The 20,260-nt window shown below is 38.5% G+C and carries 18 protein-coding genes; 9 read left to right on the top strand and 9 right to left on the bottom strand.

The window, feature by feature from the left end; genetic code table 11:
• Entirely contained in the window at positions 1–1,068 is a 1,068-nt protein-coding gene (gene serC, locus HDF25_RS07505) for a 3-phosphoserine/phosphohydroxythreonine transaminase (protein ID WP_184624111.1), read from the bottom strand.
• A gap of 87 nt (positions 1,069–1,155) precedes the next feature.
• The gene (gene rpe / locus HDF25_RS07500) at positions 1,156–1,830 is read right to left on the bottom strand and encodes a ribulose-phosphate 3-epimerase (protein ID WP_184624110.1); all 675 of its coding nucleotides are present in this window, start codon (positions 1,828–1,830) and stop codon (positions 1,156–1,158) included.
• A gap of 234 nt (positions 1,831–2,064) precedes the next feature.
• Between rpe and HDF25_RS07495 the strand changes: the two genes are divergently transcribed.
• Together HDF25_RS07495 and HDF25_RS07490 are read left to right on the top strand one after the other, a co-directional pair.
• The gene (locus tag HDF25_RS07495) at positions 2,065–2,334 is read left to right on the top strand and encodes a hypothetical protein (RefSeq protein ID WP_184624109.1); all 270 of its coding nucleotides are present in this window, start codon (positions 2,065–2,067) and stop codon (positions 2,332–2,334) included.
• Complete coding sequence (locus tag HDF25_RS07490) at positions 2,315–2,542, top strand: GNAT family N-acetyltransferase (RefSeq protein WP_184624108.1); 228 nt, start codon at positions 2,315–2,317, stop codon at positions 2,540–2,542. Before HDF25_RS07495 ends, HDF25_RS07490 begins: the two co-directional genes overlap by 20 nt.
• A 238-nt stretch (positions 2,543–2,780) precedes the next feature.
• Here the strand turns inward: HDF25_RS07490 and HDF25_RS07485 are convergent, their stop codons facing one another.
• Entirely contained in the window at positions 2,781–3,236 is a 456-nt protein-coding gene (locus HDF25_RS07485; protein WP_184624107.1) for a VOC family protein, read from the bottom strand.
• Between the two features lie 483 nt (positions 3,237–3,719).
• On the opposite strand from HDF25_RS07485, the gene HDF25_RS07480 reads away from it, so the two are divergent.
• Both HDF25_RS07480 and HDF25_RS07475 read left to right on the top strand, forming a co-directional pair.
• On the top strand, positions 3,720–6,086 hold the full coding sequence (locus HDF25_RS07480; protein WP_184624106.1) for an ABC transporter permease: 2,367 nt from the start codon (positions 3,720–3,722) through the stop codon (positions 6,084–6,086).
• A 19-nt stretch (positions 6,087–6,105) separates the two neighbouring features.
• Positions 6,106–8,472, top strand: coding sequence for an ABC transporter permease (locus HDF25_RS07475; RefSeq protein WP_184624105.1), 2,367 nt, complete (start codon positions 6,106–6,108; stop codon positions 8,470–8,472).
• 23 nt (positions 8,473–8,495) lie between these two features.
• Here the strand turns inward: HDF25_RS07475 and HDF25_RS07470 are convergent, their stop codons facing one another.
• From HDF25_RS07470 to rpsO, 3 genes are all read right to left on the bottom strand, one after another.
• The gene (locus tag HDF25_RS07470) at positions 8,496–10,733 is read right to left on the bottom strand and encodes a S41 family peptidase (RefSeq protein ID WP_184624104.1); all 2,238 of its coding nucleotides are present in this window, start codon (positions 10,731–10,733) and stop codon (positions 8,496–8,498) included.
• A 356-nt stretch (positions 10,734–11,089) separates the two neighbouring features.
• Entirely contained in the window at positions 11,090–13,237 is a 2,148-nt protein-coding gene (pnp, locus tag HDF25_RS07465) for a polyribonucleotide nucleotidyltransferase (protein ID WP_184624103.1), read from the bottom strand.
• Positions 13,238–13,353: 116 nt separating this feature from the next.
• Positions 13,354–13,659 carry a 30S ribosomal protein S15 gene (gene rpsO / locus HDF25_RS07460; protein WP_184624102.1) on the bottom strand — a complete coding sequence of 102 codons (306 nt, stop codon included), beginning with the start codon at positions 13,657–13,659 and terminating at the stop codon, positions 13,354–13,356.
• A gap of 227 nt (positions 13,660–13,886) precedes the next feature.
• Here rpsO and HDF25_RS07455 point away from each other — a divergent pair, with 227 nt between their 5' ends.
• Positions 13,887–14,306 carry an acyl-CoA thioesterase gene (locus HDF25_RS07455; RefSeq protein WP_184624101.1) on the top strand — a complete coding sequence of 140 codons (420 nt, stop codon included), beginning with the start codon at positions 13,887–13,889 and terminating at the stop codon, positions 14,304–14,306.
• Between the two features lie 11 nt (positions 14,307–14,317).
• The gene (locus tag HDF25_RS07450) at positions 14,318–15,739 is read left to right on the top strand and encodes an MATE family efflux transporter (RefSeq protein ID WP_184624100.1); all 1,422 of its coding nucleotides are present in this window, start codon (positions 14,318–14,320) and stop codon (positions 15,737–15,739) included.
• On the opposite strand, the gene HDF25_RS07445 is transcribed toward HDF25_RS07450, so the two are convergent.
• From HDF25_RS07445 to HDF25_RS07435, 3 genes are all read right to left on the bottom strand, one after another.
• Positions 15,726–16,151: a DUF983 domain-containing protein gene (locus tag HDF25_RS07445; RefSeq protein ID WP_184624099.1), complete on the bottom strand. Its 426-nt coding sequence runs from the start codon at positions 16,149–16,151 to the stop codon at positions 15,726–15,728. The genes HDF25_RS07450 and HDF25_RS07445 overlap by 14 nt on opposite strands.
• Before the next feature lie 77 nt (positions 16,152–16,228).
• Positions 16,229–16,810, bottom strand: a complete 582-nt coding sequence (locus HDF25_RS07440; RefSeq protein WP_184624098.1) for a Crp/Fnr family transcriptional regulator — start codon at positions 16,808–16,810, stop codon at positions 16,229–16,231.
• A gap of 5 nt (positions 16,811–16,815) precedes the next feature.
• Complete coding sequence (locus HDF25_RS07435) at positions 16,816–17,802, bottom strand: D-alanine--D-alanine ligase (protein WP_184624097.1); 987 nt, start codon at positions 17,800–17,802, stop codon at positions 16,816–16,818.
• 199 nt (positions 17,803–18,001) lie between these two features.
• On the opposite strand from HDF25_RS07435, the gene HDF25_RS07430 reads away from it, so the two are divergent.
• From HDF25_RS07430 to HDF25_RS07420, 3 genes are read left to right on the top strand one after another with little or no spacing between them, the layout of a single operon-like run.
• The gene (locus tag HDF25_RS07430) at positions 18,002–18,769 is read left to right on the top strand and encodes a PASTA domain-containing protein (RefSeq protein WP_184624096.1); all 768 of its coding nucleotides are present in this window, start codon (positions 18,002–18,004) and stop codon (positions 18,767–18,769) included.
• A gap of 19 nt (positions 18,770–18,788) precedes the next feature.
• Positions 18,789–19,844, top strand: a complete 1,056-nt coding sequence (mltG, locus tag HDF25_RS07425) for an endolytic transglycosylase MltG (protein ID WP_184624095.1) — start codon at positions 18,789–18,791, stop codon at positions 19,842–19,844.
• A gap of 2 nt (positions 19,845–19,846) precedes the next feature.
• Positions 19,847–20,254, top strand: coding sequence for an acyl-CoA thioesterase (locus HDF25_RS07420; RefSeq protein ID WP_184624094.1), 408 nt, complete (start codon positions 19,847–19,849; stop codon positions 20,252–20,254).
• Positions 20,255–20,260 lie beyond the last annotated feature (6 nt).

The following is a 20,260-nucleotide window of genomic DNA, read 5'->3' as shown; positions in this document are numbered from 1 at the left end:
TTATTTTTGGTGTTTCTCTGCAAAAACCTGCATTAATTCTACTAGTCTGTGTACACTTGTAATTGGCAAAGCATTATAAATTGAAGCTCTGAATCCACCTACACTTCTATGTCCTTTAATTCCTTCAATATCATTGTCTTCTACGAATTTCAGGAATGGTTTTTCCAGTTCCGGATCTTCCATCACAAAACAGATATTCATTCTGGAACGGTCTTCTACTGCAGCGGTACCTTTAAATAAAGGATTTCTGTCAATTTCAGTATATAAAGCGTGTGCTTTCGCGTTATTTTCCTTCTCAATTTCGGCAACTCCACCTTTGGATTTTAACCATCTCAGGTTCAGCATAGCCACATATATGGCAAAAACAGGAGGAGTATTATACATTGATCCACCTTCAATATGCTGTCTGTAGTCAAGCATCGCTGGGATTTTATTGGTTGTTTTACCTAAAATCTCATCTTTAATAATGACCAGAGTAGAGCCCGCTGGTCCGATGTTTTTCTGTGCACCAGCATAAATCAGATCATATTTTGAAACATCAACGACCCTGCTCATGATATCAGAAGACATATCACATACAATTGGAACTTTAGTCACCGGTAAACTAAACATCTCAGTTCCGTAAATGGTGTTATTCGAGGTACAGTGAAAATAAACACTGTCTTCAGGAATTGAATAATCTTTAGGGATATAATTAAAGTTAGCTTCTTTTGAAGAAGCAACCACATTGGCAGTACCGAAGTTTTTCACTTCTTTAATTGCCTTATTAGCCCATACACCAGTTTCCAGATAACTAGCTGTTTGTCCCTCACTTAGCAGGTTCATTGGAACCATGGCAAACTGCAGACTAGCCCCTCCCTGTAGAAATAAAACAGAGTAACCCTCTGGTACATTTAACAACTCTTTAACCAATTTAACAGCTTCAGCAACTACGGCTTCAAACTCTGGTGTTCTATGGGATATTTCTAATATCGATAACCCATCCTTAAAATCTAAAACGGCTTGCGACGCCTGTCTAAACACTTCCTGAGGTAAAATACAGGGCCCTGCTCCAAAATTATGTCTCATTTTATATGCTAATTAATTACTGTAAATGTAGTTGTTTTATCCAAATATTATTTGGTTTTTTGAAATATACTACCGCCTGAATAGGTATTATATATTACTGAAGGAAGAAGCTGATATACGCTTCATTTCTGCGATCATCCCCTCGGGAGATGAGGCGCCAAAGATTGCATTTCCGGCGACAAAAACATCCGCACCTGCAGCGAGCAATTCAGGCATATTAGTCACACTGACACCGCCATCTACCTCAATGAGCAGATCTGGGTTAACAAGAGCTGCCATTGCTTTAAGCCTTCTGATTTTCAGTAGTGTATTCGGGATAAATTGCTGGCCTCCAAAGCCTGGGTTAACAGACATCACCAATACCATATCCAGCATGGGCAGAATATCGGTCAGTAACTCTACCGGTGTATGTGGGTTCAATGCTACACAGGCCTTTACGCCAGCCTGGTGAATAGCCTGGATAGTTCTGTTCAGATGTACACATGCTTCGTAGTGTACAGTAATTATACTGGCCCCGGCTGCTGCAAACTGCTCAATGTAGTGATCGGGATTTACAATCATCAGGTGTACATCCAGTGGTTTTTTGGCATAACGTTTAATGGCTTCCATAACCGGAAAGCCAAAAGAGATATTAGGTACAAATACACCATCCATAATATCCACATGAAACCAGTCCGCTTCACTTGAGTTAATCATTTCAACATCGCGTTGTAAATTGGCAAAATCAGCAGAAAGTACAGAAGGGGCAATCAGGTGTGTCATGTTTTCTAATTTGTTAATCCTTTTTAAAGATGATGTTCATTCCTAAAAACACCTGAACGGCATTTTTATTGTCATGTGATTGAGGAAGTAAATATAAAAAAATAACCTGTTTTTAGTATTAAATTAAGGATATAAAAGGTATCACCCTTAACATTTACTAAACAACAGATTTACTATATTACGGTATTAATTTTATGCTTTGAACGAAGTTTGTACTTTGACAAAAATTCATTTATGGAAGAAATAATATATAAATTCCCTGTACTGGAGACTAACAGAACAAATCTGGTTGAAATAACTGCTGCGCATAAAAAGGATCTGTTCAATTTATTTACTGATGATCGCGTAACAGCATTTTTTCCTGTAATCACCCTAAAACAAGAGGATGATATTCTTCCTGTCATAGCACATTTCAAACAAAATTTCGAAAAGAACATATCCATCAGATGGGGAATAAAACTCCGGGTACTGGGGCAAGGGCCTGATGACAGAATCCCTTGCTGAAATCATCCGGTTCGGTTTTCAGGAATTGGGCCTCAACAGAATCGAAGCTGAAACCAGGCCAGGTAATGCCGGTTCGGAAAAGCTACTGCATAAATCAGGTTTCCGGTTCGAAGGCCTTCTTAGAGAATGGATGCAATGGAACGGGCAGAAATACGATATCCGTATGCATGCCCTGCTTCAACGTGAATCAAAATACTTAACCAAATAATATTCCGGCAAGCTCCATCCATCTATTTTACACAAAACATAAGATCAGAAAAGCGGCAACAGTCAGTAAAATTTGCTGAATGTTACCACTTCCGCTATTAAAACATCTTTATCTCTTAATTTGCATTACGTTCTCCCTTGAGCCCAATGAGTTCGGGAAACCAAGTTACCTGTTTATTCGAAAGGCTAGGCTAAGAATACATAGATTAACTTCTCATTTAAAGGTCGGATAATCCGGATTATCTGGCCTTTAACAATACCCACTCCTCATAACTGACTACCCCCAGCTCAGGTTTCCCCTCTCCTTCTAAAACAGCGATAAACTCCAGGGCATTTCCATCAGGATCATCAAAATAAATTGCAAGAGCTGGCATCCAGGCAAAAACCATTGGAGATTCACTTCCGTTCTTCAAAAAATTATATGGTTTCATACCGTGATTTTTCAAGAATTCTACAGACTTATTCAGTATAAAATCCTGTTCACATCTGAATGCAAAGTGACGTGGACCAAGCTCCTCCTCAGGTTTTTCCCAAAGTCCGAGCATTGCTCCCTTATCTTCCCCTATCCAGAAAAATGCTATCCTTCGTTCTTCTTCCAGGCGGCATAACACCAATCCCATTATATCTCTGTAAAAATCAATAGCCCGTTCCAGATCCGCAACAAACAAATGCGTTTCATATAGTCCCTTTATCATAACCTTATCCTTTAAGCAATTCAAGTTATAAAATCTAAAAAACAACAGAAACATTGATTCAGAATGTGACAATAAAACGTATCAAAAGTATATCTAAGGGCCTTAACTCGTCTCTTAACCCTATAAGCACTGCACATTGTGTTCTACTTCTGGATAAACGCCCGGAGAATTCCAGAGATTTTAAAATATAGTATGCAATTTATATTGGCATATAGCTTCCTTCAAAGCTATCCGGCCAATATAAATTGCATACTATATTTTAAACTAATAGAAGAAGTACTTTTCTGTTTCTTCCACATTCCTTGTAACTTGAACATCCAATTGAATATCACCGAACGAAAATGCACACCCATTGTCCGAAAACGAACAAAATAAAGTCATTCAAAATTAAAATCTCAGTTTTTAGGCCCCTCAGATAACTATTCAAGCATTGGCATACGATTAGCAATCTGCATAGAAAATTACTCTCTAAAATATAAAGACATGTTCAAACTTGATCTGAAAATAGCCTTACGCAGCCTTTGGAAAAACAAAGGATATACTTTAATTAACGTAGGAGGTCTGGCCATTGGATTGGCTAGTTGTATGATACTACTACTCTATGTATCTTACGAATGGAGCTTTGACAGACAATTTACCAATTTTGACAAAACTTATGTAGTTTACAACAACGCTAAGACCAATACACAGACCTTCAGCTGGGCATGGACTCCGAATGCAATGGCGGATGAAGTCAGAAGCAAAATTTCAGGTGTTCTTTACGCTTCTCATTCCACCTATCCGGATGAGCAATTAATCTCTAATGGAGAAAAGAATTTCAAGAAGAAAGCGATTTATACAGACCCGTCGTTCCTGAAGATATTAGACTACAAATTTATTAAAGGAAATCCAAAAACAGTATTAACCAATGTCAATTCGGTGATTCTGACAAGGACTTTGGCGAAAAATCTTTTTGGTGATGAAGACCCGATCAATAAAACTGTAAAATTAAATAACACTGAGGCGTTAAAAGTCGAAGCCGTTATTGAAGACGTACCCAAAAACAGCAGTATTCAGTTTGATTACCTGATGCCCTGGTCATTGTTTAATCAGCTGAAGCCCTCCACAAAACCCATCAACTGGGGAAACAATATGTGTTTAACTTTAGTTCAGCTTCAGAATAATACTCTTTTTAATAAAACCAGTAATGAGATACGCCACATCTATAGACGTCATTTTAAAGAGGCAACTAACGTCGTATTATTACATCCTTTATCTAAATGGCACCTATATGATAACTTTGAAAATGGAAAATCAGTTGGGGGTAAGATAGACCAACTCAGGATATTTCTCATCCTCGCATTTTGTATACTACTCATTGCCTGTGTTAATTTCATGAACCTTTCCACAGCCAGATCAGAGAAAAGAGCCAAAGAAGTTGGTGTCAGAAAATCAATTGGCTCATCAAGAGGTGCCCTGATTCGCCAGTTTATGGTTGAATCCATCTTAATCTCCTTAATTGCTATGCTTTTTGCATTTACCCTGATGGAACTCAGCCTGCCCTATTTCAATGCCTTGCTGAATTTAGAGCTTGTCATCCATTATCAGGACTGGATGTTCTGGGCAGTCCTGACCAGCTTAACACTAATCACAGGTTTTATTGCGGGTAGCTACCCAGCTTTCTATCTTTCTTCATTTGAACCCGTTAAAGTATTGAAGGGATTTAGTACCGCAGGCAGTTCTTCGCTCTCTGTAAGAAAGATTCTGGTCGTATTTCAATTCGTATTTGCAGCCTGTCTGATTATATGTACCTCTGTTATTTATCAGCAATTAAATTTCATTAAGAGTAAACCTATAGGTTATACCAAAGCGGGCTTAGTGGAAATACCTATCCAGGGAAATCTAAAAGGCAAAGAAAAACTAGCTTTGCTGAAAGAGCGGCTGATTAAAGCCGGGGCAGTAACTCAGGTCACCTATTTCAGCAGAAGTATTAACGAGGGTGGGAATAATACCTTTAGCGTGAGCTGGCCAGGTAAAAACCCAAATGAAGACGTGTTATTTAACAATCGCGATGCAGGTTATGACTTTGCCAAAACCCTTGGCTCAGAAATGATAGCAGGCAGAGAATTCTCTGTCCAGTACCATGATGACTCAACTAAAGTTGTCGTGAACCAGGCAGCAGTAAAAGTGATGGGATTAAAACACCCCATTGGGTCAACTATAGATATCTTTGGCATTAAATGTACCATCATCGGTGTAATGAAAGACTTTGTGATGGAATCTCCTTACAAAAATGCTGGTCCTATGTTTATTACCAACCAGACTGAAGGAGCCAGTTATGTAATTGCCAGACTAAATCCAGCACAGAATGTGAGTACTTCAATAAATCAGATTGACGAAGTCATCAAGGAACTCAATCCAAATTTCCCGGTAGACAGAAAATTTGCAGATGATAATTTCGAACAGAAATTCCAAAGCGAGCGTCTGTTAGGTATTCTATCCAATTGGTTTGGTGGTTTCGCCATTTTCATCTCCTGTCTGGGATTATTAGGCCTGGCACTGTTTATCGCCGAACAAAGAAAAAAAGAAGTCAGTATCCGCAAAGTACTTGGTGCAAGCACTCTGAATATATTAACCCTATTAAACAAAGACTTCCTTAAATTGGTAGCTATTGCTAATCTGATTGCTTTTCCCCTGGCTTATATCATTACAAACAGATGGTTATCAACCTTTGAATTTAATGTGGGTATCACTGTTCTGCCCTTTGCCATAGCCATTGGTTTGTCACTTCTTATTGCGATACTCACTGTTAGTGTACAATCCATTAAAGTAGCTAAAGCAACACCCGTAGATGCATTAAAATGCGAATAACATTATTAAAACAGAAGACATGTTTAGACTTGACCTGAAAATAGCGCTGCGTAGCCTCTGGAAAAACAAGGGATACACCCTAATTAATGTAGGGGGTCTGTCCATTGGCCTGGCCAGCTGCATGATATTACTACTATACGTATCCTATGAATGGAGTTATGACCGGCAATTCACCAATTTCGATAAAACCTACATTGTTTATAACAATTATAAGGCAAATACACAAACATTTAGCTGGCCAAGCACACCAGGCGCAATGTCTGATGAAATCAAAAATAATATCCCCGGTGTAGTATATACCTCACATTCCACATTTCCGGAAGATGAGGTTATCAGCAATGGAGAGAAGAAATTCCAGAAAAAATCTGTTTATGCAGATCCGTCATTTCTTAAAATACTCGATTATAAATTCATCAAAGGAGACTCGAGAACAGCCCTGAATAATGTTAATTCTGTCATTCTAACCAAGACTATGGCGAAAAGTCTTTTTGGTGATGAAGATCCTATTAACAAAACAGTAAAACTAAAAAACACCGAGGTACTCAAAGTTGAGGGCGTCATAGAAGATATCCCCAAAAACAGCAGTATTCAGTTTGACTACCTGATGCCATGGTCATTACTTGCAAAACAACAGTCCTGGGCAAGAACAATTAATTGGGAGAACAATATGTGTGTCACCCTGGTACAACTGCAAAACAGTACTGTTTTTGATAAGGCTAACAACCTGGTTAAAGACATCTATAAACGTCACACTAAAGGTGCTACTAATGAAGCATTATTACATCCATTCTCCAAATGGCATCTATACGACAATTTTGAGAATGGAAAATCGGTTGGAGGAAGGATTGATCAGCTTAGGATATTCCTGGTCCTTGCCTTTTGTATTTTACTGATTGCCTGCGTTAATTTCATGAATCTTTCCACTGCCAGATCAGAAAAAAGAGCTAAGGAAGTTGGTGTCAGGAAGTCTATCGGTTCCTCAAGAGGTGCTCTGATTGGCCAGTTTATGATTGAGTCCATTTTACTCTCCTTCATTGCTATGCTCTTTGCATTTACGCTAATGGAGCTTAGTTTACCCTATTTCAATTCACTGCTTAATATCGAATTGGTTATCCAGTACCGTGACCCAAGGTTCTGGGTACTATTAACAGGATTAACCTTACTCACAGGAGTCATTGCCGGAAGTTATCCAGCCTTTTACCTTTCTTCTTTCGAGCCTGTAAAAGTATTAAAAGGCTTTAGTCTTGCCGGTAGTTCTTCCCTTTCCATCAGGAAAGTCTTAGTCGTATTTCAGTTTGTTTTTGCCGTCTGTTTAATCATCTGTACTGCTGTTATTTACCAGCAACTGAATTTCATCAAAAACAAGCCAGTGGGTTATAACAAAGCCAGCCTCGTAGAAATCCCCCTTCAGGGAAATCTCAGTGATAAAGAAAAGCTCCCCTTATTGAGAGACCAGTTGATCAAAAGCGGGGCGGCCAGCCAGGTCACCTATTTTAGCGTAAGCTTAAATGAGGGTGGGAATAATACCTTTGGCATTAGCTGGCCAGGTAAGAGCCCTAAAGAAAAAGTTTTGTTCAACTATCGCGATGCAGGTTATGATTTTGCTAAAACAATTGGTTCAGGTATGGTAGCAGGCAGAGAATTCTCTTCGCGCTACCATAATGACACTACAAATGTTGTAGTGAACCAGGCAGCAGTCAAGGCAATGGGATTAAAACACCCGATAGGTACTGTCATCAATACATTTCGCAACAGACTTACCATTATAGGCGTCATGAAAGATTTCGTCATGGAATCGCCCTACAAAAATGCCTTACCAATGTATATTACTAACCATACAGAAGAAGTCAGATATGCGGTTGTAAGTTTAAATTCCACTCAGAATATCAGTACCTCAGTCGATCAGATCGATCAGGTTTTTAAAACCCTCAATCCGAATTTCCCGGTCAGCAGGAAGTTCGTAGATGATGCCTTTGAACAGAAATTCCAGAGCGAGCGGCTATTAGGTATTTTATCAAACTGGTTTGGCGGTTTCGCTATTTTTATTTCTTGCCTGGGATTATTAGGACTGGCCCTCTTTATTGCGGAACAAAGAAAAAAAGAAGTCAGTATTCGTAAAGTACTTGGTGCAAGTACTATGAACATCCTGACCCTGCTAAACAAGGACTTTATTAAACTGGTTGCTATAGCTAACCTGATTGCATTTCCTTTGGCTTACATCATTATCAATAAATGGTTATCAGCTTTTGAATTTAAGGTAGCCATAACGATCCTTCCATTTGCTATAGCCATTGGTTTATCCTTATTGATTGCTGTTCTCACGGTCAGTGCACAATCCATTAAAGTAGCTAAATCAACGCCGGTAGATGCATTAAAATGCGAATAACCCAGGGTTTGCTTTTGATCAAATTACTTCAATTCATTTTTTTCTATGATATGAATAGCTTTTTCTAATAATTCATCTTTTCCTTGTCTAATTCCGCGAATTGTAGGTTTTATGACATAGTCAATTTTAACTCCAACCTGTTGAGTTGGAGTTCCATCCGGATAAAATATACCGATGCCTGAGATGGCTGTAGCAATATTTCCGGGTAGCCTAATCAAAGAGACATTCCCATCTGCACCAGCTGTCTGACTCCCAATGACTTTAACATTTGGGGAGCTTTGAAATGCCATAGTCGTATATTCGGCCTGGCTTTGAGTGGTTGAATTAACGATGACTATTATTCTTCCCTTATAAAAATTACTAATTATCCCCCCTCCATTACTCGCTTTTCCAGAATATATGAAAGATCCAGGTTTTGAAATATTAAAACATTCAAACTTCACAAAATCAGTTTGATTTGATTTAATATAATTTCCAAACGTGAAGGGCATAAAATCTGAAGGATAACACCTCATATCGATAACTATACCTTTTGTATGTTCAAAATCCTTCTTAATACTTAGCAATTCATCATTTCTATACCTGGCCGGATATATATAACCAATGTCATTATTGATCAAAAAATGCCCGGTTGACTTAGTGTAATTAATATTATTAAAAGAAGTCAATCTCACATCTGCAAGAGGAGCATCATAAGGGAATGTCAAATTGCCTCTTTGTACAATAATTTTTAATGATGGGTCATTATTTCTCAGTAAATAGTTATCAGGTAAATCCCTTAATTGCGCGCTATAATTTGAACCCGGCTGAATATGCAGGTAGGTTTTTATCAGATCAGATACTTTTTTTCCATTAATTTCGCTTATAACATCTCCAATTTTCAACTTGTCTTTTATATTTAGCGTATCAAGATAATAACCTGTTATAACAAGTTTGTTTTCTATGAACTTTGCCTGGAAAGGAGCTGCATAATTACCTTTAATAGAACTCAATGTAGGATTTCCCCCCATAATATTGGCATGACAATCCTTTAGTTTACCTATAAGTTCTAAAGTAACCAATGTATATTCTTTTCCGTTTGAAGCATTAATAAATTTTGGTATAAATTCAATTAAAACCTTATTCCAATCTTTTCCGATTAAGTTTTTATACGGATAGTAGTAGTTTATCATTGACCAGTAACGATAGAGTGATAATAAACGAAACCCGGCATCCGGATAAGCAATAGAATTATATGATTTTTCATTCTTGAATCTGGGGTTTCCAGCCCATTCCCTTCCTATCCAATAATTTTCTCCGATATTGCGGTTATTCTTAATAAAATCAAGCTTATTTGTTAATGACTTACTTAAGAACTGTCCTGTTAATAACTCTCCATAATCAGGCTTTAAAACTTCGTTCCTGTCAATTCGTTCATTACATACTTTACAAATCTTAGGGGCAGGTAATTTATCAAGGTATTTTTCTAATACCGAGCTTAACTGATTATTGTTTTTTGCATTAATTACACCAGGTAAAAGTCTAAAAAGTTCTGCATCCCAATTATAGTCGCCCTGGGAGACTGAAGGATGATGATACTTTAAAAAGCCCCAATATTGACCAGTAATAGTTAAATTTGTAATCTGTCGCGGCGTCATTAATATACTTGAAATCTTCGAGTTTCTGCTAAAAGAGGTATCTGTGTCTGCTTTTTTTAAGATGAGTTGTTTTACTTTTTCGATAGGTTTATCATCTATAAATAACTCAAAATTATCAAACCAGACTTTCCCATCTCCAGCATTCACCCCTCCAAAATGAATTGCCTTTACTCCAGCCGGATAGGGTAATTTGATAATATATTGTTTCCAATCCTTTGTTCCTCCGATACCTTGCCTCTTCATATTTTCAAAACCAAGCATTTTGCCATCGCCATCCAATCTTAGCCATAGGCCAGCAAAACCTCTTTTGACACCTGCCGTCTTCATGTACCCCCGAAGCTCTATAACTTTTCCATCAAAAGCCTCAGGAATCATATAATCTATTACTCCAAATTCCGACTTATCATTTATTTTTTGAAGAGAAATACTATACTTACCATTTTGTTTAACAGCGCTATCTAGTTTTGTTGAATAACCTGCTGCTTGTTCTTCATTAAAAGAGAACGACCAGCCAATGGGCTTTTTTGAAATTGAATCTATGTTTTCAAAATCACCGTTAAAACTGAAATGAGTATGAGTACATTGGCCAAAGAGTAACGTAAGTATCAGAATATATTTTTTCATAAAAAAAATCAGCAGTAATCTCCAAAGATGAAACAAGGTTTAGAATTTATAGCATTTAAGGTGTTATTTTTTCATGAAATCATTTTTAATTCCAACAAATTAAAATGTGAATAACCTACAGACATTCTTTTGGACACACCAAAGAGATAAAAACCTGATATTTTCAAGATAGTATAAGCAAGAAAAGCTGTCTCCTATTAAGTTAACCCAGTGATTTTAAAAATAAGGTGTATTTTATTACTGGCATATAGCTTCCTTCAAAGCTATCCGGCCAGTAATAAAATACACCTTATTTTTAAACCAAAAAAGGCGATCCCGTAAAGAGACCGCCTTTTCCTTTATACTATTGAAGAAACCTAAGCTGGTTTGTTCTCCTGAACACCTTCTGGTTTAGGTGGGCGAGGTAATAAAGCTTTTCTTGAAAGTTTCATTTTACCTTGTTTGTCAATATCCAATAATTTAACCTGGATTTTGTCACCTTCTTTCAATACACCATCCATAGTTTCAAGACGTTCCCATGCAATCTCAGAGATATGCAGTAAACCATCTTTACCAGGCATGATTTCAACGAAAGCACCGAAAGGCATGATAGATTTTACTTTACCATCATAAGTAGCACCTATGTCTGGTTTAGCAGCGATTGCATTGATACGCTTAACAGCAGCATCAATAGCAGCCTTATTATCAGCGAAGATTTCAACGATCCCTTTGTTACCCACCTCTTCGATAGAGATTGATGCGCCAGTTTCACGTTGCATTTCCTGAATAATTTTACCGCCTGGGCCAATTACAGCACCTATGAATTCCTTGTCAATACTTAATGAAACGATACGAGGAGCGTGATCCTTGTAATCTTCACGTGGAGCAGCAATAGTTTTTGCCATCTCATTTAAGATATGTAAACGAGCTTCATTAGCTTGTTTCAGGGCAGCAGTTAACACTTCCCATTTCAAACCATTGATTTTTAAGTCCATCTGACAAGCTACGATACCTTTTTCAGTACCAGTAACCTTGAAGTCCATATCACCTAAATGATCTTCATCACCCAGGATATCAGTAAGGATTGCATATTTACCAGTTTTCTCATCAGTGATTAAACCCATTGCAATACCCGAAACCGGAGCTTTGATTTTAATACCAGCATCCATCAGTGCTAAAGTACCAGCACAAACAGTAGCCATAGAAGAAGAACCGTTAGATTCTAAGATATCAGAAACGATACGGATAGTATATGGGTTTGCTTCCAATCCAGGTAATACCTTTCTTAAAGAACGCATAGCCAGGTTACCATGACCGATTTCACGACGACCAGCACCTCTGTTCGGGCGAACTTCACCTGTAGAGAATCCTGGGAAATTATAGTGTAATAAGAATTTGTTGTAACCATTGATGAAAGCACCATCAATCATTTGCTCATCATCTTTAGAACCCAGTGTAACTGTAGTTAAAGATTGAGTTTCACCACGTGTGAATACTGCCGAACCGTGAGCAGATGGCAAGTAACTTACCTCACTCCAGATAGGACGTACAGTACGTACATCACGACCATCCAAACGCATACCTTCGTCTAAAACAAGGTTACGGATAGCATCATATTGTACATCGTGGAAATATTTTTTAGCTAAGAAGCTAGTTACAGCATCAACTTCTTCACCAAGCGTTTCAACGAAACCACCTAAAATCTCAGCAAATTTCTCAGTACGCTCATGTTTAGCACTTTTGCTTTTCGCAACAGCATAAACCTGATCATAAGTAGCAGCATAAACCTGCTCTTTTAATTCAGGATTGCTATCCTCGTGAGAATATTCACGTTTTTTAGTTTTACCAACTGCTTCAGCAAGTTCTTTCTGAACTTTAACCTGAATAACGATAGCTTTGTGAGCGAATTCGATAGCCTCAACCATTTCTTCTTCAGAAATCTCATCAGCTTCACCTTCTACCATTACGATATCGTTTTCAGTACCTGCTACCAAGAATTCTAAAGTAGCACGTTCTAAATCGCTAACATAAGGATTGATTACTAAAACGCCATCAATTTTTGCTACACGAACTTCAGAGATCGGTCCGTTAAAAGGAATATCAGAAACAGCGATGGCAGCTGAAGCAGCTAAACCAGCCAGTGAATCCGGCATTATATTTTTATCAGAAGAGATCAAAGTGATCATTACCTGAGTATCAGAGTGATAATCTTCAGGGAACATTGGGCGTAAAGCACGGTCAACCAAACGGGAGATTAAAACCTCATAGTCAGATAATCTTGCCTCACGACGTAAGAAACCACCTGGAATACGACCCGCAGCCGCATATTTTTCCTGGTAGTCTACAGATAAAGGTAAAAAGTCAACACCAGCTTTAGCGCCTACAGTAGAAACTACAGTTGCCAATAACATGGTATCACCCATTCTTACCACTACGGAACCATCAGCCTGTTTAGCTAATTTACCGGTTTCAATTTCGATGGTCCTTCCATCGCCAAGATCGAACGATTTTTTTATTACATTCATTTACAAATTGTTGTGATGTGTTTTCCTCTTTCTACACATCTGATTTATATATAGTATTTTTATTTCTCAATTAAAAAAGCCATCCCTGAGAATGGCTTTTCCTGATATTATAACGCTTATTTACTGTCTCTTGTAGAGCCAATTGGTTTGATGATATCTCTTAAACCTAAGTTCTTGATGATAGCACGGTAGCGGTTGATATCTTTTTTAAACAGGTAAGCCAAAATACCACGGCGTTTACCTACTAATTTTTGAAGAGACAATTGAGTAGAGAAATCTTTACGATTTTTCTTCAAGTGTTCTGTTAAGTGCGCGATACGGTAAGTGAATAACGCTACTTGTCCTTCTGCAGATCCTGTGTTAGTTTCTACTTCGCCGTGTTTTTTGAAAATGTCGGCTTTTACTTCTTTACTTAAATACATTGCTTGAATTATACTAAAGTGTATATTGATTAATTAATTACGCGCAAAGATAGTGTAAGTTTTTAGGATAAACAAGTATCCTCAAAATCATTTAAACAGAATACCATCACACCTAAACCATTGAAAAACAGACTAAAAAAATACAAAACCAGCAATTAAACTATGCTTAACCACCCCTTCGGGAGAATATATTTCAATAAGCAACCTTCAAACTTTACTTTTGTAACATGGAAAAGACCGAATACAGTATATTTGAGACGGCACTTAAAGTAAGACCCGATGATATAGATATGTTCAACCACGTACATAACAGCAAATACTTTGATTACGTATTAGCTGCACGTTACGATCAGATGGAACAATTCTATAAAATGCCAATGGAAGAATTCCTGAAAAGCGGATTTGGCTGGGTAGTACGTACTGCACATGTAGATTATAAAAGACCTCTGATTTTAGGGGACCAGTTAAAAATACGTACCGGGATACTGACCATTAACGATAAAGGCTGTCGCGTACAATTTGAGATAGAGAATACACGTACCGGAAAAATAGCTTCAGATGGTTATTTTGACTACGTATTAATTGACACCACCACAGGCAAAGGATGTAAGGTTAGTGAGGAGATGATTAAAGCCTATAGTATATAGAAAAACCAAATATGACAACGCAGCAGCATAAAACGGGTATCAGCAAAATATTTCATTTGTTAAAGCAAGCTATCCAGGGCGAAGAATTAGATTTCACTCATGGAAGTATCCGCAGAGCTGTGTTGTTACTGGCCATTCCGATGATGCTCGAAATGATCATGGAATCGGTATTTGCCCTTGTCGATCTCTATTTTGTGGGCCATCTGCACAATAGCAGTGAGGCCATACAAACTGTAGGTTTAACTGAATCAGTACTTTCAATTATTTATTCTTTTGCAGTCGGGCTAAGTATGGCAGCTACTGCAGTCGTAGCCCGACGGATCGGTGAAAAAGATCCGGTGGCTGCTTCCAAAGCAGGTATGCAGGCTATATTGATCTCCGTTGCTTTGAATCTCGTGATTAGTATTGTTGGTTTTATTTATGCTGGCAGAATATTAATGCTGATGGGTGCATCCGCAGAAACTACAGCAGCAGGCACCCCTTTTATCCAGATTATGATGGGAGGAAGTACCATTATAGTATTGTTGTTTCTGATTAACGGAATCTTCAGAGGGGCTGGAAATGCAGCTATCGCGATGAAGAGTTTATGGGTAGCCAATATCGCCAATATCATTTTGTGCCCTATATTAATTAATGGCTTTGGTCCTATCCCCGCTTTTGGATTAACCGGGGCTGCCATAGCTACCACTATTGGAAGAAGCATTGGCGTATGTTATCAGTTATACCAGTTAATCAGCGGAAAAAGTCTGTTAAAAATCAAATTAGCTTATTTTACGCCTCATTTCCAGCAGATCAAGGCTTTGTTAAAGATTGCGGTTCCTGCCATTTTCCAGTTTGTTATTGGCTCATGCAGCTGGATATTTCTGGCAGAACTGGTCGCTACTACCGGTGGAGATCATGGCTCGGCAGGTTATCAGACTGCCATCAGGCTAATGCTCTTCTTCCTGCTACCCGCATGGGGCATGAGTGGTGCAGCCGCTACCCTGGTAGGTCAGAACCTTGGTGCAAAAGACATCAAACGTGCTGAAGAATCTGTTTTGAAAACAGCTAAATATGCGATGATTTATATGGGGATAACTATGGTGATCAGTCTGATCTTTGGCCATTATCTCGTCTCCTTTTTCACTGCAGATCAGCAGATCCAGGAAATTGCTTCCAGAGCATTGAGAACCATGTGTCTGGGCTTTATGTTTTATGGTATAGGTATGGTAATGACCAGTGCCTTTAATGGATCCGGAGATACCAGAACACCTACAATTATCAACTTTTTCGGCTTCTGGATTTTTCAGATTCCAATGGCCTATCTATTGGCAAAAACCTTCAACATGGGGCCTGAGGGCGTATTTATAGCGATCCCGGTTGCGGAAACAGGAATCGCTATAGCTGGATATATCTTATTTAAGAAAGGTAACTGGAAAACTAAGCAGATTTAATCGTATTTACCGGTTCATCGCCACTGCCAGGAATATAGCCCAAACCAGGAGTTAACCAATGCAGAAGCATTACTCTTGAATAACGGTAGTTAAACGGGGAAAATATAAATACTGTAATCAGTAGAATACCTATATAATACCATAGATTATCATAAACCAGCGGCAGACCTAAAATATAAGTTGCCACAGCTGCTGTAATCATTTCAGCGACATTCATGGCATAACTGATAAACATCGCCACATAAAAGAATCCCGGTTCTCTTTCAAAACGAAGATTACAATGCGGGCAATATTCATTTGTTACCTGCCCTTTAAACGAAAAAGAGTACATTTTACCTGGAAAGATATTTCCTTGCCTGCATCTTGGGCATTTACACTGGATGACTGCTTCTAGTTTTGAAATAGGTGCCATAACGTTAATGTTTATTCGTAATAATTAATATACAAAATTAACCATTATAATCCGTCAAATTTATGATCTACATCATACTATAGCTTAACAATCTTGCCCCGGATAAGTTTCAGCTCACCTGAGGCAGCTAGTTTCCTGATGGTCCGAATCACCGTTTCCACTCTTAAACCACTCATATCCGCCAGTGTTTGCCGCGTAACATTCAGTAAAGCACCCTTCTCCATATCCTGACACAGATAATTAATCAGCGTATGCAGCCGGTGTTCAGCCTGCTCATTGGCCAGTTCTTCCAGCATCATAGACTTATAAAACAAGCGTCTGCTCATTGTCATAATCAGGTCCATGCTGAAAGATCTGTGTTCTTCAATCATCTTCAGAAAGGCAGCCTTATCCAGCTGAATGACTTCCGAATCCTTTGAAGCGATGGTAAAAGCCAGGTAAGGGCGATCCAGCAATAAAGCCGGTTCGCCAAAGTGCTGCCTCGATTTAAAGATCCCCTGTATGAATTCTCTTCCATCATGATTTACAGTCGCCATTCTGACCTCTCCGCTTTTGATAAAATAAACATATCTCGGCAGTTGCCCTGGCTCGTAAATCACATCCCCCTTTTTATAAACAGTGATTTTAAAATCGTGCTCTGCTAAATACTGACTATACATGTTACTTAACCGATGGTTTCCTTAATCAGTTTAGTATAAAAGTTATTGAGTTTCATTCCATATGCAGCTACCTGCTGAGGAATAAAGCTTGTAGCCGTCTGTCCCGGAATCGTGTTGATTTCAATAAAGTAGAAATCGCCTTCATCACCAACCAGAATAAAATCAATTCTGACTACTCCCCTGCAATTCAATTTAGAATACACAGCAGTTGCAATCTCTTCTATCCTTAAACGCGTTTCAGGACGCAATGGCGCCGGCGTAGTTTCCGTGGCTACACCTGGTGTATATTTCGCTTCAAAATCGAAGAATTCTTTCGCTGTTTCCACTTCAGTTGCGGGTAAAACAACTATTTTACCATCCAGCTTCACGACACCAACCGTAAACTCCCGGCCTTCGATAAATTCTTCAATCAGGAGTTGCGTATCTTCTTTAAACGCTTTATCAATTGCTCCCTGAAGATCATATTGATTTTTCACCTTACTCATACCTATACTGCTTCCTCCATTATTCGGTTTCACAAAATAAGGCAGGTTGAGTCCATTTTTTATATCCGAAAGACTATAAGGTGTACCTTTAAAAATCTGCGCAGATTTAGCAATAAACAGATTTGGAATATCCTGAACAATTGCTTTGGTATACCCTTTATTCATCGTTACCGCCGAAGTCAGTGCGTCGCAGGTCGTATAAGGAAGGCCGAGCATATCAAAATAGCCCTGCAATTTCCCATCTTCACCCGGGGCACCATGGATTGCAATAAAAACACCGTCAAAGGTTATTTTTCGGCCGTTATAGACCAGTGAAAAGTCATTTCTGTCTACTTCAATCTTTACAGAATCAACCGGTTCATAGAACCATCCCTGCTGCGTAAGCATAATTTTATAGACTTCAAATTTATCCGGATCAAGGTTATGCGCTATGGTTGCTGCGCTTTTTACTGATATTACCCATTCTCCAGTTGTGCCGCCAGTTAGCAAGGCTATTATTTTCTTCATAAAAATATATTTCTTTAATCTCCGTTATGAAGCCTTTATACTTATAGATTTCATACCGGATATTCCTGATTAATCAGATTAAACGATAAGATACGGCTCAAAAATATCAAAATAGTTTATTCAGATCTCATTTAAATTCCGATAAAATATATTTTTAGTCTAAATTTGGACGAAATTACAAGGCACACAAAATAATTAAATGGCAAAATTCATCAATTACTTACAAACTAAATCATTCAGGAACAATCTCCTTGCAGCCATCGCCACTGTGGCTATACTCTTGTTTATTGCTTTTTTCAGTTTACGCTATTATACCAAACATGGTCAGGGCTTAAATGTACCAGCTGTAAAAGGCTTATCCTTTAACCAGGCTGTATCCAAACTCGAAGACCTGGGTTTGCGTTATGAGGTAGATTCTGTCTATATTATGGATATGCCTCCGGGTACGGTAATTGATCAGGATCCAGAAGCTAATACTTTTGTAAAAGACAACAGAACGATCTATCTGACTATAAATACTGCTCAGGCACCTAATGTAAAATTCCCTGAGATCCAGTTCAAATCATTTATTGAGGCACAGTCAATCATCCATAGTTTTGGTTTAAAAGTAGGCGATACAGTATACAAGGCTGATATCAGTAAAGATGTCGTACTGGAGGTTTCCTTCGGCGGACAAGCTATCAAACCAGGTGACGTGATTCCTAAAGGCTCTAAAATAGATATGTTACTGGGTGACGGCAGAGGAAATGAAGATGTAGATATCCCGGCCCTTTTAGGTTTTACTAAAGGTGAAGCTGCATTCTCATTGAGAGGTTCGAATCTGAAACTTGGAACAATTACCTATGAAGGTGCAATTACCGACACGGCAAATGCTGTTATTGTTGCGCAGAGCCCTGCATTGACAGATTCAGTATCAAAAGTTAAAATTGGTACCCCGATCAATATCACCCTATCCAATAAAAAATAATTAGAATTTCAAATTCTCTATGACTACTGAAACCACCAAAGAACCAAAAAAGAGTACTAAAATAGTATTGATTGCCAGCTTAATCGTCCTTGCTGTAGGAGGATTTTTCGGTCTGAAACAATATAAAATTTACTTCGCTCCTAACATCAGCGGTAAAGAAAAACACCTGTACATTAAGACAGGCTCTACAATAGAAAACCTGTTTCAGGAAATCAAAAGCAAAGATCTGCTGCTAGATGCCGAAAGCTTTAGCCAGGCAGCTGCTAAGATGGATCTGGCTGACCGTTTAAAACCAGGACGCTATAAACTGGCTAAAGGAATGAACAACCGCAGCCTGATCAATATGATCAAAGCCGGAAACCAGGACCCTGTGAGTTTAAAATTCCATAACATCAGGAAAAAAGAGGAATTTGCAGCCTATCTTTCTAAAAGCCTTGAAGCCGATTCAATGGCCTTCATCAAAGTTCTTGACTCAGCTGCATTAGTAGAAAAATACGGTTTTACCACAGATAACAGTTATACGATGTTCATCCCGAACACTTATGACATGTACTGGAACATCACCCCTTTAGAGTTCTTTAACAAAATGCAGAAAGAATACGATAAGTTCTGGAATGCATCCCGTAAACAAAAGGCAGCAGCCCTGAATTTAAGCCCTCAGCAGGTAACTATTCTGGCTTCGATTGTGGATGGAGAAGCCCTTTACGACAAGGAGATGCCTATTATTGCCGGATTATATCTGAACCGTTTAAACAAAGGCATTTTGTTACAGGCAGACCCGACGGTAATTTTTGCCAACGGCGATTTCACTGTAAAAAGAGTAACCGGCCCATTATTACGTATAGAATCTAAGTATAACACTTATAAATACGCTGGTTTACCTCCGGGCCCGATCATGATGCCAAGTATCAATGCTATTGACGCTGTTTTAAACCATGACCATAACAATTACATTTATATGTGCGCTAAAGCAGATTTCTCAGGATACCACGCTTTTGCAGAAACCAAAGCACAGCATGAAGTAAATGCAAAAGCCTACAGAGCAGCCTTAGACAAACGCAATATTTTCAAATAGGCATGTATACACACGATACTAAGATCAGAGTAAGATATAGTGAGACTGATCAGATGGGCTACGTTTACAACGGAAATTATGCCCAATATTACGAAGTAGGCCGCGTAGAGATGTTACGCAGCCTCGGGATGACTTACGGTAAAATGGAAGAGTCAGGGGTCATGTTACCCCTGCTCGAACTGAAATGTAAATTCATCAAACCTGCATTATACGATCAGGAACTCACCATCAGAACTACCGTCAAAACATTACCAGGGGTACGTATCATATTCGATTATGAGTTGTTCAACGAAGACGAAGAACTCATTAACATCGGATCTACCACACTGGTATTCTTTGACATGGACAAAAAGAAACCCTGCGCTCCTCCTGACTATTTTATGGAAAGGATCGCAAAATATTATCACTAGATTTAA

This window comes from Pedobacter cryoconitis (assembly GCF_014207135.1).
GTDB classification, from domain to species: Bacteria; Bacteroidota; Bacteroidia; order Sphingobacteriales; family Sphingobacteriaceae; genus Pedobacter; species Pedobacter cryoconitis_D.
The sequence above is the reverse complement of the archived record's forward strand: the minus strand, read 5'-3'. Positions and strand labels throughout refer to the sequence as shown.